Below are 14,982 nucleotides of genomic sequence, written 5' to 3'. Positions count from 1 at the left end.
AAACTTTATTCACCTATTAACATTAAACTCAAATCAGGTACGTATGTAATGATAATTAGCGCCACTAATAATAAGAGCAAGAAAGGAAAAGATGCCTTATAAAGCTCTGTGACGGGTTTATTAAACCTAAAACTAGATATAAATAAATTTATCCCTACTGGAGGAGTAATATATCCAATCTCTAGATTCGTTAAGAAGATGATCGCAAGATGAACTGGATGTACCCCAAACTCTTCAGCGATTGGCACAATCAAAGGAACAACAACAATAATTGCACTAAAGATATCCATTAAACTTCCTACAATCAGTAAGAAAATATTTAAAAATAATAGGAATGAATACTTATTCGTTAAGAAGGTTCTCATAAAATCTAGAATCTTCATCGGAACTTCTTCATCAACTAAGTAGTTAGTTAATCCAAGAGCACAACAAAGAATAAGTAAAATACCACCAACTAGACTCATACTATCGGCGACAACTCTTGGTATATCTTTAAAAATATCTAAATCTTTATAGATAAAACACTCAACGATAAGTATATAAAAGGCTGTCATTGCAGCTGCTTCTGTTGCCGTCGTAAATCCACCATAAATTCCAACCAGAACACCTACTGGTAAAATGGCTTCAAAGAAACAACCTTTAAATGCTTCCATCACTTCTTTTGCATCAAATGTCTTTTTACTTGCAGCAAAAGTTCCATTTTTAATTGACCAAAAAGAGAGAATTACAATAAGTAAGATTCCTGGAATAATTCCAGCTAAGAATAATTTATCAATATCTACTTTCGCAACAAGTCCATAAAGAATAATTGGAAGAGATGGCGGAAAGAGTAATCCAAGTGAACCTGAAGTTGTAATAAGTCCTAAGCTAAACTTCTCTGTATATCCTTCATTTTTTAATATTGGATATAATAGACCACCAAGTGCAATGATGGTAACACCACTAGCACCTGTAAAGGCAGTAAAAAAAGCACAAATAACTAAACTAACAATTGCAATTCCACCAGGCATCCATCCGAGGGCCGCCTCAGCAAACCTTAGAAGTCTTTGTGGAGACTTTGATTCTGCCATTATATAACCAGCAAAGGTAAATAGTGGTATTGTTAAAAGAGTAGGAGCACTTGATATTCTGTAAATTTCAACAGCAACTGCAGAAGTCGCAACGTCAGTGAAGCTAAATGCAACAAGGGCCGCTAAGGCCATAATAACAAATAGTGGAACACCTATTGAAGCAAGTACGAGAATACCAACAAAAGATAAGATCTCAATCATTACTCATCCCCCCCAAAAGAGCTTATGAAACTATAGAAGAATCTATAAGCAATTAGAGAAAATCCAAAAGGAATGATGGCGACTAAATACCCACTTTTGATTCCCCAAAAGACTTCTTTTCCATATTTAAGTTCCACTAGAAAAAAGTCATAAGAGGCTTTAATCATCCATAACAAAGTTAAGCATGATGCAAGAGAAATGATCCTCTTGATTATTGCTTGTGCCTTATCTAAGTGTCTGGCCTCAAGCCACTTACTAACAATATCAATTCCGATATGCTCTCCCCTACCTGTAGCGAGAACACCACCCAGAAATGTACTTAAGAAAACCAAGTGTCTAACGAATGGTTCAACCCAATGGATCGTTGTATCGAACCATCTCAAAACGATCGTTAACACACTTAAAATAAGCATTGTTAAAACGCTAAAAACGAGTCCATAGCGCGCAAATTTTTCTAAAAATTGATCTAGCGTTCCTAAAACTTTCATTATAACTGACTCTCTAACCTTTTAAGTGCTTCTGCTGAAAAGAGATCACCCTTTAGTTTCTTAATTACGTCATCTCTTAATGCTTTTGTCTTCTTCATATCTTCTGGAGCAAATTTTAGAAATTGAATTCCCTGCGCCTTCATTGAAGCAATAGCTTCTTGATTATCTTTATCATTACCTTTATTAACCTCTCCTACATACTTGCTAGAGATTTCATTAATAATTTTTTGGTGCTCAGCTGAGATCTTATTCCATTGTTTAGAGTTAACAAGGAAAGCTCCTACTGAAAATGATATTGGAAGATCAATTACATATTTAACTTTAGTATTCCACTGTAAGGAAATGATCCCAAGAGGTGGTGCATAGGCAGCTTCAATAATTCCTGTAGATAAAGAAGAAAGTACATCTGGAAGAGGAAGTGGTACAGAAACAAATTTCATGCTCTCAATCATTGTAGAAACAAGCTTGTCTCCTTCCCATGACCAAATCTTCACTCCCATCATTGACTTAAGTGAGTCAGTTTTTTGCTGAGAAACAAAGTAAACATTTCCAATTTCAAAGAAGCCTAAATTCTTAAATTCATTCTTTTCGAATTTCTCATTAAAGAATGGTGCCATATTCTCTAAAATCTTTAACGCCTTTTCTCTTTTTTCAAAAAAGGTAAAAGGAAGTTCCATTACTCTGACATCACCATTAATATCTCCAAGAGTTTTCCCCGTAAAGATCCCTCCATGTAACTGACCTACTCTTATTTTTCTAAGCACATCAGATTCATCACCCTGAGAACCACCAAAGTAGAACTTAATCTTAACTTTCTTATTTGTTTTTTCTCTAATTTCCTTGGCCATTTTCTTTAAGTTATTTGACCAATTAGTTCCTTCAGGAGCGAGAACTCCAACCTTAACCGTAAGGGCATGAGCATTAAAAGTAAGGAGCACACTTAGTGCTAGTGTCGAAATAGTTTTTTTCATTGTTATCACCTATTAAAATAAATCATCTTCATATTGTTTAATAATTTCATATCTTTTTACAGCAAGCGACTGATAAAGTCTTAATCTTGGCTGCGTAAAAGCTTTGTCTATCTTTCTCTTAGGATTACCTCGCAATTCTTTTGCTAAGTTTCTACTGGCCGTCTCTAAAAAGAACTTTTGAGTTTTATAATCATCTTCTTCAGACATAGGAATTACATAGTACTGAACAAAAGCAAGTCGGGCTAACCAATTCTCTGGATTTTTTGCTATAAGCTTTAAGAAAATTTCTTTTCCTTTTTCAGGGTCCCCGCCTAGCATTTTAGGTCTTGAAGCAGCATATGTTCCATCAAAGATCTGACAAGCACCAAAGTTTATATCTGGCTCCTTATGGCAAACCCAATCAAACATCCCTTTTACGATAGGAAGTAAGGCAACCATAGACATATCTGTTTTTTGGAGATTAATCATTCCTCCTAAAGCTTGGGCCGAGAAAAGAACACCTTCTAATATAGGTTGATCTTCTCTTAGGTTATCTTCTAAGAGTTTTTCAACTCCACCTTCTTGATTTTGAGATTTTAATAGATCATCCCAGCTCACTCCATATTTTAGAAGTAATCTTTGTCCATAAGAAAATGCCTTTGCATAATTAATAATGGCCTGATCTTTATGAACACTCTTTTCCTTTTCTTCAAAATAGTCTTTCAAATACTCTGTCTCATTAATAGCAAAAGCGTACCCTGTGTAACCCTTAATTGCTGTTACAAGTAATTCGCGATCATCTGGCTTAAGACTTAAAAGGCCATCAACCAGCAATAAGTTAGGTAAAGTACCTACTTTAAAATTGTGCCAATTACCTTCAGTTTCAAGACCTTTAGTTGCCTCATACATCAGTGAACCAGTTGTTCCAACTGCTGCTTTTTGTATGCCACCACATGCAGTAACTAAAATAAGTGTAAAAATTGACAACACCTTAGTGTAAATAGAGTTTCTCGACATGGAACGTCTTCCTTTTTGACAATTTATTCATATTTTAAGATATAGATTGCCCTAGATTTCAGCTATTTACAACTCATGGCGCAACAGGACAGGATTGCCTCTTGGAAAGTGTGCATTTTATGGCAGAATGTGTTAAAATAACGATAACTTAGTTTAGTGCAAACTGAATTAAGTTTTTACATATTTTGACCGTTAAGGATCAAGTTAAAAGAAACTTTGGCTAAGGATTTGCCGTTGTTGAAAGTAAGCTATTTTAGCAAAAATAAGAATCAAAAGATCACCAGCTAGGTAAGTTCCTCTCTTGTGTGATCTGATGGTGTATATAAATCAGTCACACTCAATATGGAGGAAGTTGCATGAGCACTTCAAATGAAACTACTACAAACTCTGAAACTGAAATCAAATTTGACCACAAAGGTTTAATGAGAAGTTCTTTTAGATCATCTACAAAGACTTTAAGCTTAAAACCTACAAGATCATTTGGTAGAGCAAAGAGTTTAAGACCAAAAGCAGTACTAAGTACTAAAAAAGAAGAAATCAAGGATTCACAAGATTAGGATTTATATCTTATCTTCCACGAATCTTAGAACTCTTTTTTCCGAAGCTTTCATTTAAGCTTAGGATAGCCTTTTCTCTTTCTTCATTTAATTCTTTTAAATTCTTATCATGACCCCATTGAAGATAATTCTTTCTAGCAAGAAAGAGATTATTTATAAATGAAGTTTGCAGAGCTTTTAACTCTCTAAAGCACAATTCCTTTTCTTCTTTAGACAGCTTACTGCTACTTGAAACTGATGGCTCCTCACTAAGTATCACAGCTGAAAACTCTCCATTACAAACCTTCTTTTTGAATGAAAAGAATTTTTCTAAATCAGCTTTAAGTTCAAATACTCTAGATTGATAACTTGTTGGCTGAACTTTAGAAAGCTCGTTAATTTTATTGTGAATCTCTTTAGTGTACTCAAAGGCCGACTTTTCTTGTGACCAAGAAACGTTAACTGTGAGTAATAGAATTAGTAAGATTTTCATTTTTTAAGTGCACCATTTAGTTTCTCTAAATAATAAGATATTCTTTTACGGTCTGTAAAAGTTAAAGCTACAGAAAATCTTTTAAACTTTGATTTTCCACCGCTTAAAAGCACGATATTAGAAGAATTTGTTCCAAAGACCTTAGCAATACTCTTTAGTAACCCCTTATTAGCAGCACCTTCAACGGCCCTTTCTTTAATAAAAGAAACCAACTCACCTCTTTGTCCAATTTGTACTTTTTCAAGCTTAGATCCAGGCTTGGCCCACACTTCGATAGAAAAATGTATTCCATCTTCATTATGTGTTAGATCAAAATAATTAAGTCCTAATTCTTGTAAGAGTGCTTGGAATTCATTCACCTAAAACCTTTCTCCACTCTCCATTAATAGAGTTCTCAAAACCAAGGAAAGCTTTGAATTCCCTAAAAAAGTCAGACAAAGGAAGTCCAACAACATTCGAGTAAGATCCGTCTAAGTTCGAAATAAAAGAGAGACCTCGACCTTGAATTCCATAGGAACCCGCTTTATCTAAAGACTCACCACTTTCTATATATCTATCAAGCAAGTCTCGATCAATTTTCTCAAACGTAACTTTACTCGATACAGAGAAGACTTTTTCTATAACTTCTCCACTATGCAGATCACTCTTTAAAAAAAAGACACTTGTAATAACTTCGTGAGTCTTCCCCTCTAGCTCAAGTAGCATTTCTCTAGCTGATGCCTTATTCTTAGGTTTTCCATAAATAAGACCATTATAAGTTACAATAGTATCTGATGAAATAATAATAGGATTGGGAAATTGCAAACGATCTATTTTACTAAAAACATCTCTTCCTTTTAGGGCCGCCAAATCTTGTGCAACTTCCACTGGCTCAATTTTTTCAGTAACCTCTTCTACGTCAGAGCTAATAATTGTAAATTTAACGTCTAGCCACGACAACAGTTCCTTTCTTCTTGGGGAACCACTCGCAAGTATTAATTGATGTACTTTATTTGATGTCATTTATTATCTTCCAATATTTCTTCGTTACACTATTTAAAACTTCCCTATCACTTTCTTCAAGTGTTGGGTCGTCATTTGCTCTCATATAATTAACCAGCGCCTTATTAAAGAACTTCAAACTATACTCCATATCATCAGTAGGCTCACCTCTTGCGATTAACTTATCACGTAATCGACCAGAGCTTAATAAGTTTGTGGTCTCAATTCTTCTTGTGTACTCCAATAAGTAACTCAACCTAAGACTCATATCACTTTTAGGATCTGACATCTTCCCCCACTGTCTATAACTATGATCATAGGCCAAGACATCGGCATCTTGGGCTTCATTCATAAAAGTAGAATATTTTTCAAACAATAATTCTCTTCCTACTAATATTGAAGGAATTCTCTTTGTTAGTAACTCGCCTATCTGCTGGAGCTGAGTATCCTGATAAAGATTTATCTCTCGCCCTTTTTTCCCTATTCGATACCATTGCCCTGGAGTTAATGTGATGCTCTCTTTATTTTCAAACCCTCTCAGATAAAAAGAAGCTTCACTTGATTTATCGCTATCTTCTACTCCAAGATCAAGGCCAAGTTGTGAATAAGTTCTAGATTTAACATAAGACAAATTTCCAATAAGAGAAATAAATTCAATATTTAAGTTACGCCCGGCAACCGTTCCATTTGGACTAACGAGAAAAGCATAGGTATCACGCTTTTTAAATTTCTTATTATTTTCTTCAATTAATTTATTAAGTCGTTGATACTGTTTGAGAACAGTTTTCTTTTTTTCTAGAAGAGAAAAGAGATCCCCTTCAACGACTTTAACCTTATCAGTAATAGGCATGGCCTCATAATACGACATAGGTAAAAAGATAGAATCTGTTTCCCTTTCATTAACTTCTTTGAACTTTTCATTCATTCTAGATAGCCAAAGAATATTTCCTGAATTGATTCTTACATGAATAAAAGTTTCATCTACACCAATATTTATTTCTCTGAAAGTTATTGAACTACTTGGAGAGAGCCTAACCATTGTTCCATCTAACAAGAAAACCCAAGCGTAACTATCGCTACTCGTAATAAGCTCATCACCTTCCATTACAGCAGATCTAAACTGAGTCCTATAGTTTCCTACTCCTCGAAACATCCTACACTCACCGACACAATCGAGAACTTTTCCAAGCGACTCCTTCTGTCTTTTCTCCCTAACGGTCTTCTCCCAATTAGGCCATCTATCCTTGAGCTTAGTATCATTTAGCCAAAGGTCGTAGTCCAAATAGTCCACAGGATCCAATTTATCCCACTGAATAAGACTATTAGTAGATTTTCGATAACGTGTCGTTGTGCCAAACTTCCTTTCCTGAGAAAGAGATATCGGAGCAATTGTCATAAGCGTGACTAGTAAAATTAAAGTCTTCATAGCTAACCTATCGGAATTTAAGATTTTTCTAAGAGATAACTCCAATAAAGTTGAAGCTTCGGCAAAATTTGACACAAGAGGACGCACAGCAAGATTAAACTGTTAATTTCACGTGCTTTTTGCTATTATCTGTCCCTTAAAATGACCTATTTTACTAAGTTTATGGGAGCTAATTCGTGGCCGAAACAGAAAGCACAAATAATGAAAGTTTTTCTTTTGTAGAAAATGAACATCAAGTCTTATCATTTTGGAAAGAGCAGAATATTTTTAAAAAGTCTTTAGACAAGACCAAAGATAAGAATCCATATATTTTCTATGATGGACCTCCATTTGCAACTGGACTACCTCACCATGGTCACCTACTGGCCTCTACCCTAAAAGATATTGTTCCAAGATACTGGACAATGAAAGGTCGTTACGTTGAAAGACGTTTTGGTTGGGATTGTCATGGACTTCCTGTTGAACACGAAATTGATAAGAAACTTGGAATGTCGGCTCAAGATGCAGTAGCGAAGTTTGGCGTAAAGAAATATAACGACGAATGCCGTGGAATTGTTCAAAGATTTGTATCTGAATGGGAAAAGACAGTTACAAGAATTGGTAGATGGGTTGATTTTGAAAATGACTATAAAACGATGGACACTCCATTTATGGAATCTGTCTGGTGGGTATTTAAACAACTCTGGGAAAAGGATCTTGTTTATCAAGGAACTAAGGTTGTACCTTTCTCGACAGAACTAGGAACAGTTCTATCTAATTTTGAAGCAACTTCAAATTACCAGGATGTTCAAGACCCGGCCGTTACAGTTTTATTTAAAATGGATGGTGAAGAGAATACTTATCTTGCTGCTTGGACCACTACTCCTTGGACCCTTCCTTCAAATTTATGCCTCTGTGTTGGTGCTGATATTGATTATGTAAAAGTAAAAGATGAAGACAAAGACCTCTTCTTCTACTTGGCAAAATCGAGACTAGAGCACTATTCGAAGAAAAGAAATCTCACAACAGTAGAAGAACTTAAAGGAAGTGAACTTAAAGGAAAGACCTACACTCCTATTTTCGATTTCTTCAAAGAGCTAAAAGCTGACGGTGCATTTCAAGTTTTAAATGATGACTACGTTACTACAGATGATGGTACTGGTATCGTACATACTGCTCCAGCATTTGGTGAAGATGATAATAGAATTATGAAAGAAGCAGGAATCAATGCTTCGGTTTGCCCTGTTGATGATGCTGGAAAGTTTACAAAACATGTTCCTGCCTACCAAGGTGTTCATGTAAAAGAAGCCGATAAACAAATAATTAAAGACCTTAAAGAAAATGGATCACTCTATGAGCAATCAGTACTTGTTCACAGTTACCCATTCTGTCCAAGATCTGATACGCCTTTAATCTATAAAGCGATTCCTTCTTGGTATGTAAAGGTTGAAGAAAATGTTGATAAGCTTCTGGCATCTAACGAACAAATCAACTGGGTTCCTGGACATATAAAGGGCGGAAGATTTGGTAAGTGGCTTGAAGGTGCTCGTGATTGGGCCGTATCTAGAAATAGAGTGTGGGGAACTCCTCTACCTATTTGGAGAAATACTGAATCTGGGAAATGTATCTGTATTGGTAGTATTCAAGAATTAAATGAACTCTCAGGAGTTGAACTCACAGATCTGCACAGAGAAAATGCTGACGCTGTCACATTCACTATTGATGGTGAAGAGGGTACTTATAAAAGAATCACTGAAGTATTTGACTGCTGGTTTGAATCAGGTTCAATGCCATACGCTCAACTTCACTACCCATTTGAGAACAAAGAAGTTTTTGAAAAGGGATACCCAGCTGAATTCATCGCAGAAGGTCTCGATCAGACAAGAGGATGGTTCTACACTTTAACTGTTTTATCTACAGCTTTATTTGAAAAGCCAGCATTTAAGAATGTTATTGTTAACGGTTTAGTAATGGCCGAAGATGGCAAGAAAATGTCAAAGCGTCTTAAGAATTACACACCTCCAGATACATTAATGGAAGAGTATGGAGCAGATGCCCTAAGGCTTTATTTAATAAACTCAGGACTGGTAAGAGGTGAAGAACAAAGATTCACTGACGCTGGTGTAAAAGATATGGTTAGAAGAGCGTTACTTCCGTGGTTTAATGCTTTTAAATTCTTCCAAACTTACGCTCAAGTTGACGGTTGGCAAGCTACGACAAATTCTCTCGAAGGTGAAAATATTGTTGATCAGTGGGTAGTTTCAAAACTACAGACATTAAAGAAGAATATCGCCAAAGAAATGGAAGAATATAAACTCTATAATGTTGTTCCAGCACTATTTAACTTCATCGAAGACCTTACAAATTGGTACATTCGACTTAACCGTTCTCGTTTTTGGGGAGAAGGCTTAAATGATGATAAGTGTGCAGCATACACTACGCTTCACTACGTTCTAACGGAAATTTCAAAGTGTATGGCGCCATTTGCACCATTTCTTGCAGAATACACATATGCTGAACTCAAGAAGTTTAACTCTGATGAGGTGGAAGTTTCAGTTCATCTTTGTGACTACCCTGTTGCCAATGAAAACAAGATAAAGCCTAAATTAGAAGATGCTGTTGATAGAATGCAACAGCTAATTTTACTTGGAAGACAAAAAAGAAACCAAGTACAAATAAAAGTTAAGACTCCACTAGCGAGACTAACTATTATTCATAAAGACCAAGACTTATTAGATGAAATCTCTAAACTTGAAACTTATATTCAATCTGAACTAAATATCAAGTCTATTGAGTACTCAACTGAGGAAGATAAGTTCATTAAGCTCTTTGCAAAACCTAACTTCAAAGTACTTGGAAAGAAGCTTGGTAAGAGAATGGGGCAATTTGGAAAACTTATCCAGGCAATGAATGCTCAAGACCTAGCTTCTTTGGAAGATAACGGGTTCATAGAGCTAGGCGGAGAAAAGCTGATTACTGAAGATATTGATATTTTTAGAGAGGCCAAAGAAGGGACTGAAGCCGTATCAAATAGATATATTTCAATTGATATGGATGTAGTTCTTACTGATGAACTCGTTGAAGAAGGACTTGCACGTGAAGTTGTAAATAGAATTCAAAGAAGTCGTAAGGATCTTGGATTTAATATTGACGACAGAATAACAATTGAATTCAGCGGAGATGAGCAGATTTGCGCATCAGTTCTAAAGCATTCAGAACACATCGCTAGAGAGACTCTTGCGAATTCAATCTCTAAAAGTGACAATAATACTGGGATTGAGTTCAATATTGATGATCACAACATTAAATTGGCAATTAACAAGGCCTAATTTTATATAAAGGGGAGTATTTAACTCCCCTTTTTTTAGATACTTAACTATTTTCCTTTGAAATTTAACTAATCTTTACTCCCCTACACTCCGATCAGGCCTATAATAATAATGTCCATAATGTAATCTTCGGGAGATGGCCATGGCAACGACACATCCTTTTAAGGGAAAGATAAAAATCTATTGTGATACGTCTAAAGAAACTCAGCTCAATTTCAACCTGCCCGAAGAAGAGCTCCCCCTGTGTGACTCCTTAATGAGTTGTTATTCAAACTTAAAGCTCACTAAAGAAGAGAAGAAAGAACTTAGTATTGAACATAGAAAGATCATTCATCAATATCAGTCTTTAGATGATGAAGTTATATTGAAGTATGTTGATAAATTTATAAACGCTCTTCCTATTTCTAAGAAGAAAATCAAAATCGAAACAAGTGATTTTGGAAGCTATATCTGCTTAGCAGCACTACATTCTGGAAAAATTCCACAAGATCTAAAGCTAAGCTTTGAACTTGAAGACAGTCCTGTTGAGTTATTTCCAAAGAAATTTGTAAAGAAAGCGTTAACTTCGGATACGGATGTGAAATTCACGTACAATGAAGATTCATGGGTAGCACCATTTAAAACACTTTATAAGGCCTGCGCATAATTCAATTCTTTGACAATTACTACCAGAGATTAAACAATAGAAGGATGAAGATTTTCATCCTTTTGTTTTTTCTCTTTCTATCTAGCTCTAGCTATAGTTACTCCTATTTCAGAATTCCAATTGAAGGACTTTCACTAAGCTCTGAGAGCTTCAGACGGTACGCCACTCCTCAATTAAGAAGCATGGTGAATGAATATTTCTTAGTTATGAAGAAAGTTTCTCCAGAATCGGCTAAAATTCTAAGTTTGAGAAAGTATGCTTTAAGCATTAATTCTAAATCAGAAAGTATAACCCTAGAGTGTAGAGACTTTAATTCAAAGTGCAGCAACCAACTCAAAAGTATAAAAAAAGAAATTGTAAACTTTGAAAAGAGTATTTTCAAAGAAATTGAAGATGTCAAAATAACAAGTGTACAGATCGATGATCAAATCGAGTATCTTCGCTTACTTAAAGACCTTGCAGTAAAAATTTCTTCTTTATCTCATTCGATAGAAGAGTACAGTCTATTGAAAGATTCTGAACTAGAGAGATACTCTAAGAATATGTATGATATTAGTGATGGCACCAATGAAGCACTCTTCTTACTCAACTTGAAAATTAATACCCTTATGCCTTCACATCTAAGACCTGAATTCGAAAAAGTATGGAAAGGATTCGTACTTCCAATTGAACAAAATGTCTTAAGAAAGAATGATAAAGAATTTCTTCTTTCCCACTTAGAGAGATTTAATATCGACTGGAATAGTTTTCATAAAAATATAACTAAAGGAAATTTTGACCTTCCAAAGAGCAAGACTCTATATTCAGACATAATTCATAATAGATGGAATCAGATTCTTAAAATAATTTTACGAAAGTAGAATTTTGGATAAAAAAAAGACCCGATAAATCGGGCCTTAATTTCAAATTAGATTTTTGATGATCTTCTTGTTTTGCTAACAGTTTTGTTTCTACGTTTCTCTGCTGCTTCAAGCTTTTCGATCTTGCGAATAGAAGGCTTTTTGAATTCTTTTCTCTTACGATACTCACGTACAACACCAAAAGATTCGCATAGTCTTTTAAACTTTCTTAAAGAACGTTCTGCTCCAAGTTTATCATCAATTGAAATGTAAATTGAATAACTCTTGTCTTTTCCCATTGGTAATCACCTCCTCTTCGGGTTGATCGTACCTTCTTCTGAAGGCCTTGGACCTATATTTCAGGTCTAGCTTTTATAAGTTGCATAAGATAGGATGCCTCCAATATAAAGTCAATAGTTTTCCATACTTGAGAGAAATATGGGTAATAAAATAAATAATAATATTCAAGAAGACCTATTTTCAAATACTTCTGGACCAGATACGACTAGGCCAACGCTACGAAGCAATGAACCACTCCCCTTTAGAGCTAGGCCAGTAAACTTTGAAGGCTACTTTGGTCAAGAACACGTTTTTAAACGCTATCCATTTCTGAGAACCTCAAATATACCATCTCTCGTAATCTGGGGTCCTCCAGGTACAGGAAAAACAACCTTGGCCCACATTCTGGCAAAGAGCAGTGGGCTTGAACTCTATACTTTTAATGCTGTTCTTGGTGGAGTAAATGAACTTAAGAAGTTGATTGCAAGTGCTACTGAGATGAGACAGAGAACTGCTCAAGAGGCGATCATCTTTGTAGACGAAATCCATAGGTTTAACAAAGCTCAACAAGATGCTCTACTGCCATATGTTGAGCAAGGAAGCTTTATTTTTATTGGAGCTACAACTGAAAATCCAAGAAGTTCTGTTAATAAGGCACTACTTTCTCGTGTGCAAATCATTGAGCTTAAAAAATTATCAGAAAAAGATCTCGTCTCTATTGTTAAAAATGTATCCTCGCAATTCGATATCTCTATTGATGAAGACTCTATTAACTTTATAAGTGATTACTCAAATGGTGATGCAAGAAATGCACTAAATATTTTAGAACTTGTTGAAAAGCAATATAAGCAAACTAAAAAAATACTAAGCCTAAATGAAATAAAACCACTAGTACTTGAGAATGCTCGAGAATATGATCGAAACAAAGACCGTCACTACGACGTTATTTCTGCCTTTATTAAAAGTATGCGAGGAAGTGATCCAAACTCTGCACTTTTGTGGTTAGCTGTTATGCTCGATGGTGGCGAAGACCCTGTCTTTATAGCAAGAAGACTGGTTATTTTTGCTTCAGAAGATGTTGGTAATGCAGATCCACAAGCATTAATGATGGCCACAGCATGCTTAAGCGCTGTCTCTCAAATAGGAATGCCAGAAGCTAGAATAAACTTAGCGCAGGCCACTACTTATTTAGCGGCAACAGTTAAAAGTAATGCAGCTTATTTAGGTATTAATGAAGCCTTAGAATATGTGAGAAGTAATCAAACAATTGAAGTGCCTAAGCATCTTAAAAACTTTCCTCCACAAGAGTTTAAAGGTAAATACCAATATCCTCACAATTTCCCACATCACTTTGTAAAACAGCAATACTCTCCAAATGGAACTCCAAACTTCTATCGCCCAACAGAAATGGGAAGAGAGAAGAATATAAAGGACAGACTCGATAACCTCTGGAGCTAATCTGTTAGATATACTAACACCCCTGAAAATAGTACATATTAGCTATAATCGTTTTTTCTTTAGGTATAAGATAAGTGAAATTAAATACGTACTAAGAGGTTAGAATGAAATCAGTTGCACTAATTGGTCTAGCGGCCATGACTTTTAATGTAAATGCAGCAACTTACAATGGCTCATCGGCACAGGCCGTTTGGTCTAAAGTTGAGGAGGGGCAATATAGTGATCTTCCTAGAAATAAAATTAGCTACAGAAGCTTATTCAGTGGTCTTACAAGCCTTATTAAGAACTCTGCCAATAGAACATTGAATGATAAATCAGATATTCTTCCATACTTTAATAAGCTGGCCCACCCTAATGGAACATGCTTGAAAGGTAGCTGGAATATTACTGAAGAAAGTCCATACACAGGACAATATGCAACAGGTACAAATGCTATAATTATATCAAGAGCATCCGTAGCTCTTAGTGATACTACCGCTGGGAAACTCAGAGGCTTTGGTCTTGCAGGAAAAATATTTGCAACTTCTGATGAGTCTACTGTCTCTAAAACAGCAAACTTCTTTCTTGTTGATGATCTTGGAGGAACTAAGGCCAAGCACTACACAAGTGTTGAAATGACTAATGAGCCAGCTGTATCTAAAACAATGGCAGTTATAAAGAATTTAGCATACTCACTGAAATTGGCCGTAACATTCGGAAAAGCTGATTCCAATCCAGGTATAAGACAGCTTTATCAAATCTCAGAATTAGGTGCTACAGGTAAGGCCATCACTCCAAAGTGGATGATGATTAAAGCAAGAAGTGGACAAAATATTAATGAGTCTGACTTTAGAGATGAGTTAAATATTGATAATAGAGGAACATCACTTCTATTCGATATTTACGCAACAAGTACAGTTAAAAATAAAAAGAAAGTATGGAAGAAATTAGGTCATATTGAGTTTACTGAATCTTCGACTTCAGTTGCTTGCGATCACAATTTACACTTCAATCATCCTAAATGGAAATCAGACTTAAACCATAAATAGAACAATCAAATACTGATTATAGTTTTTCTATAATCAGTATTTTCTTTCAATCTATTTAATAGTGCGGAGGAACATCATCCTTCAAACTTCTAGCAGAAGCTCCCCCTTCATTCATTTCACTCAAACCTTTAACTTCCCTAATGAGTTGTGAAATCGTTAACTGTTGATCAGAAACAATCTTATTCAATTCAGTAACAAGCTGGTCTTGATAAGAGAATTTCTCTTCTAAAGCAATTAGTCTTTCTTCTAGTTCTTTCATAAA

The 14,982-nt window shown here is 35.3% G+C and carries 16 protein-coding genes; 6 read left to right on the top strand and 10 right to left on the bottom strand.

Annotated elements, in window-relative coordinates; translation table 11 throughout:
• Positions 1–5: 5 nt before the first annotated feature.
• Genes DPQ89_RS16630 through DPQ89_RS16615 form a run of 4 tightly spaced genes read right to left on the bottom strand, consistent with a single transcriptional unit; the run spans position 6 to position 3,726 of the window.
• Entirely contained in the window at positions 6–1,271 is a 1,266-nt protein-coding gene (locus tag DPQ89_RS16630; RefSeq protein ID WP_127718160.1) for a TRAP transporter large permease, read from the bottom strand.
• Entirely contained in the window at positions 1,271–1,759 is a 489-nt protein-coding gene (locus DPQ89_RS16625) for a TRAP transporter small permease (RefSeq protein WP_127718159.1), read from the bottom strand. The genes DPQ89_RS16630 and DPQ89_RS16625 overlap by 1 nt, the downstream gene beginning before the upstream one ends.
• Positions 1,759–2,730, bottom strand: a complete 972-nt coding sequence (gene dctP, locus DPQ89_RS16620) for a TRAP transporter substrate-binding protein DctP (protein WP_127718158.1) — start codon at positions 2,728–2,730, stop codon at positions 1,759–1,761. The genes DPQ89_RS16625 and dctP overlap by 1 nt, the downstream gene beginning before the upstream one ends.
• A 12-nt stretch (positions 2,731–2,742) precedes the next feature.
• On the bottom strand, positions 2,743–3,726 hold the full coding sequence (locus tag DPQ89_RS16615; RefSeq protein ID WP_127718157.1) for a TRAP transporter TatT component family protein: 984 nt from the start codon (positions 3,724–3,726) through the stop codon (positions 2,743–2,745).
• Positions 3,727–4,082: 356 nt separating this feature from the next.
• On the opposite strand from DPQ89_RS16615, the gene DPQ89_RS16610 reads away from it, so the two are divergent.
• Positions 4,083–4,283 carry a hypothetical protein gene (locus tag DPQ89_RS16610; RefSeq protein WP_127718156.1) on the top strand — a complete coding sequence of 67 codons (201 nt, stop codon included), beginning with the start codon at positions 4,083–4,085 and terminating at the stop codon, positions 4,281–4,283.
• A 10-nt stretch (positions 4,284–4,293) separates the two neighbouring features.
• Here DPQ89_RS16610 and DPQ89_RS16605 read toward each other — a convergent pair whose 3' ends face one another.
• From DPQ89_RS16605 to DPQ89_RS16590, 4 genes are read right to left on the bottom strand one after another with little or no spacing between them, the layout of a single operon-like run.
• Positions 4,294–4,755, bottom strand: a complete 462-nt coding sequence (locus tag DPQ89_RS16605) for a hypothetical protein (protein WP_127718155.1) — start codon at positions 4,753–4,755, stop codon at positions 4,294–4,296.
• Positions 4,752–5,114: a DUF167 domain-containing protein gene (locus tag DPQ89_RS16600; protein WP_127718154.1), complete on the bottom strand. Its 363-nt coding sequence runs from the start codon at positions 5,112–5,114 to the stop codon at positions 4,752–4,754. Before DPQ89_RS16600 ends, DPQ89_RS16605 begins: the two co-directional genes overlap by 4 nt.
• Entirely contained in the window at positions 5,107–5,757 is a 651-nt protein-coding gene (locus DPQ89_RS16595) for a nucleoside triphosphate pyrophosphatase (RefSeq protein ID WP_127718153.1), read from the bottom strand. The genes DPQ89_RS16600 and DPQ89_RS16595 overlap by 8 nt, the downstream gene beginning before the upstream one ends.
• A complete protein-coding gene (locus DPQ89_RS16590; RefSeq protein WP_127718152.1) occupies positions 5,744–7,162 on the bottom strand; it encodes a hypothetical protein in 1,419 nt (472 codons plus the stop codon). The genes DPQ89_RS16595 and DPQ89_RS16590 overlap by 14 nt, the downstream gene beginning before the upstream one ends.
• Positions 7,163–7,338: 176 nt before the next feature.
• On the opposite strand from DPQ89_RS16590, the gene ileS reads away from it, so the two are divergent.
• The 3 genes from ileS (at position 7,339) to DPQ89_RS16575 (ending at position 11,976) form a co-directional block, all read left to right on the top strand.
• Positions 7,339–10,470: an isoleucine--tRNA ligase gene (gene ileS / locus DPQ89_RS16585; RefSeq protein WP_127718151.1), complete on the top strand. Its 3,132-nt coding sequence runs from the start codon at positions 7,339–7,341 to the stop codon at positions 10,468–10,470.
• 142 nt (positions 10,471–10,612) lie between these two features.
• Positions 10,613–11,116, top strand: coding sequence for a hypothetical protein (locus tag DPQ89_RS16580; protein WP_127718150.1), 504 nt, complete (start codon positions 10,613–10,615; stop codon positions 11,114–11,116).
• A 44-nt stretch (positions 11,117–11,160) separates the two neighbouring features.
• On the top strand, positions 11,161–11,976 hold the full coding sequence (locus DPQ89_RS16575) for a hypothetical protein (RefSeq protein WP_127718149.1): 816 nt from the start codon (positions 11,161–11,163) through the stop codon (positions 11,974–11,976).
• Between the two features lie 47 nt (positions 11,977–12,023).
• Here the strand turns inward: DPQ89_RS16575 and rpsU are convergent, their stop codons facing one another.
• Positions 12,024–12,254: a 30S ribosomal protein S21 gene (gene rpsU / locus DPQ89_RS16570; protein WP_127718148.1), complete on the bottom strand. Its 231-nt coding sequence runs from the start codon at positions 12,252–12,254 to the stop codon at positions 12,024–12,026.
• A 139-nt stretch (positions 12,255–12,393) separates the two neighbouring features.
• Here rpsU and DPQ89_RS16565 point away from each other — a divergent pair, with 139 nt between their 5' ends.
• Positions 12,394–13,692 (top strand): replication-associated recombination protein A, encoded by a 1,299-nt coding sequence (locus DPQ89_RS16565; protein ID WP_127718147.1) that lies wholly within the window; start codon positions 12,394–12,396, stop codon positions 13,690–13,692.
• A gap of 104 nt (positions 13,693–13,796) precedes the next feature.
• A complete protein-coding gene (locus tag DPQ89_RS16560) occupies positions 13,797–14,720 on the top strand; it encodes a hypothetical protein (RefSeq protein WP_127718146.1) in 924 nt (307 codons plus the stop codon).
• A gap of 55 nt (positions 14,721–14,775) precedes the next feature.
• Here DPQ89_RS16560 and DPQ89_RS16555 read toward each other — a convergent pair whose 3' ends face one another.
• The gene (locus DPQ89_RS16555) at positions 14,776–14,979 is read right to left on the bottom strand and encodes a SlyX family protein (RefSeq protein ID WP_127718145.1); all 204 of its coding nucleotides are present in this window, start codon (positions 14,977–14,979) and stop codon (positions 14,776–14,778) included.
• Positions 14,980–14,982: the final 3 nt, after the last annotated feature.

Origin of the sequence: Halobacteriovorax sp. HLS (assembly GCF_004006665.1) — a bacterium.
Lineage (GTDB): Bacteria > Bdellovibrionota > Bacteriovoracia > Bacteriovoracales > Bacteriovoracaceae > Halobacteriovorax.
Note: the sequence above shows the minus strand (reverse complement) of the source record. Positions and strands in the feature narration are given on the sequence as shown.

What these genes read in the sequence shown, in the direction of transcription:
- rpsU (WP_127718148.1), bottom strand. Translation starts at nt 12,254, where the DNA reads ATGGGAAAAGACAAGAGTTATTCAATTTACATTTCAATTGATGATAAA.
- DPQ89_RS16565 (WP_127718147.1), top strand. Translation starts at nt 12,394, where the DNA reads ATGGGTAATAAAATAAATAATAATATTCAAGAAGACCTATTTTCAAAT.
- DPQ89_RS16605 (WP_127718155.1), bottom strand. Translation starts at nt 4,755, where the DNA reads ATGAAAATCTTACTAATTCTATTACTCACAGTTAACGTTTCTTGGTCA.
- DPQ89_RS16555 (WP_127718145.1), bottom strand. Translation starts at nt 14,979, where the DNA reads ATGAAAGAACTAGAAGAAAGACTAATTGCTTTAGAAGAGAAATTCTCT.
- DPQ89_RS16625 (WP_127718159.1), bottom strand. Translation starts at nt 1,759, where the DNA reads ATGAAAGTTTTAGGAACGCTAGATCAATTTTTAGAAAAATTTGCGCGC.
- DPQ89_RS16615 (WP_127718157.1), bottom strand. Translation starts at nt 3,726, where the DNA reads ATGTCGAGAAACTCTATTTACACTAAGGTGTTGTCAATTTTTACACTT.
- DPQ89_RS16595 (WP_127718153.1), bottom strand. Translation starts at nt 5,757, where the DNA reads ATGACATCAAATAAAGTACATCAATTAATACTTGCGAGTGGTTCCCCA.
- dctP (WP_127718158.1), bottom strand. Translation starts at nt 2,730, where the DNA reads ATGAAAAAAACTATTTCGACACTAGCACTAAGTGTGCTCCTTACTTTT.
- DPQ89_RS16590 (WP_127718152.1), bottom strand. Translation starts at nt 7,162, where the DNA reads ATGAAGACTTTAATTTTACTAGTCACGCTTATGACAATTGCTCCGATA.
- DPQ89_RS16630 (WP_127718160.1), bottom strand. Translation starts at nt 1,271, where the DNA reads ATGATTGAGATCTTATCTTTTGTTGGTATTCTCGTACTTGCTTCAATA.
- DPQ89_RS16560 (WP_127718146.1), top strand. Translation starts at nt 13,797, where the DNA reads ATGAAATCAGTTGCACTAATTGGTCTAGCGGCCATGACTTTTAATGTA.
- DPQ89_RS16580 (WP_127718150.1), top strand. Translation starts at nt 10,613, where the DNA reads ATGGCAACGACACATCCTTTTAAGGGAAAGATAAAAATCTATTGTGAT.
- DPQ89_RS16610 (WP_127718156.1), top strand. Translation starts at nt 4,083, where the DNA reads ATGAGCACTTCAAATGAAACTACTACAAACTCTGAAACTGAAATCAAA.
- DPQ89_RS16575 (WP_127718149.1), top strand. Translation starts at nt 11,161, where the DNA reads ATGAAGATTTTCATCCTTTTGTTTTTTCTCTTTCTATCTAGCTCTAGC.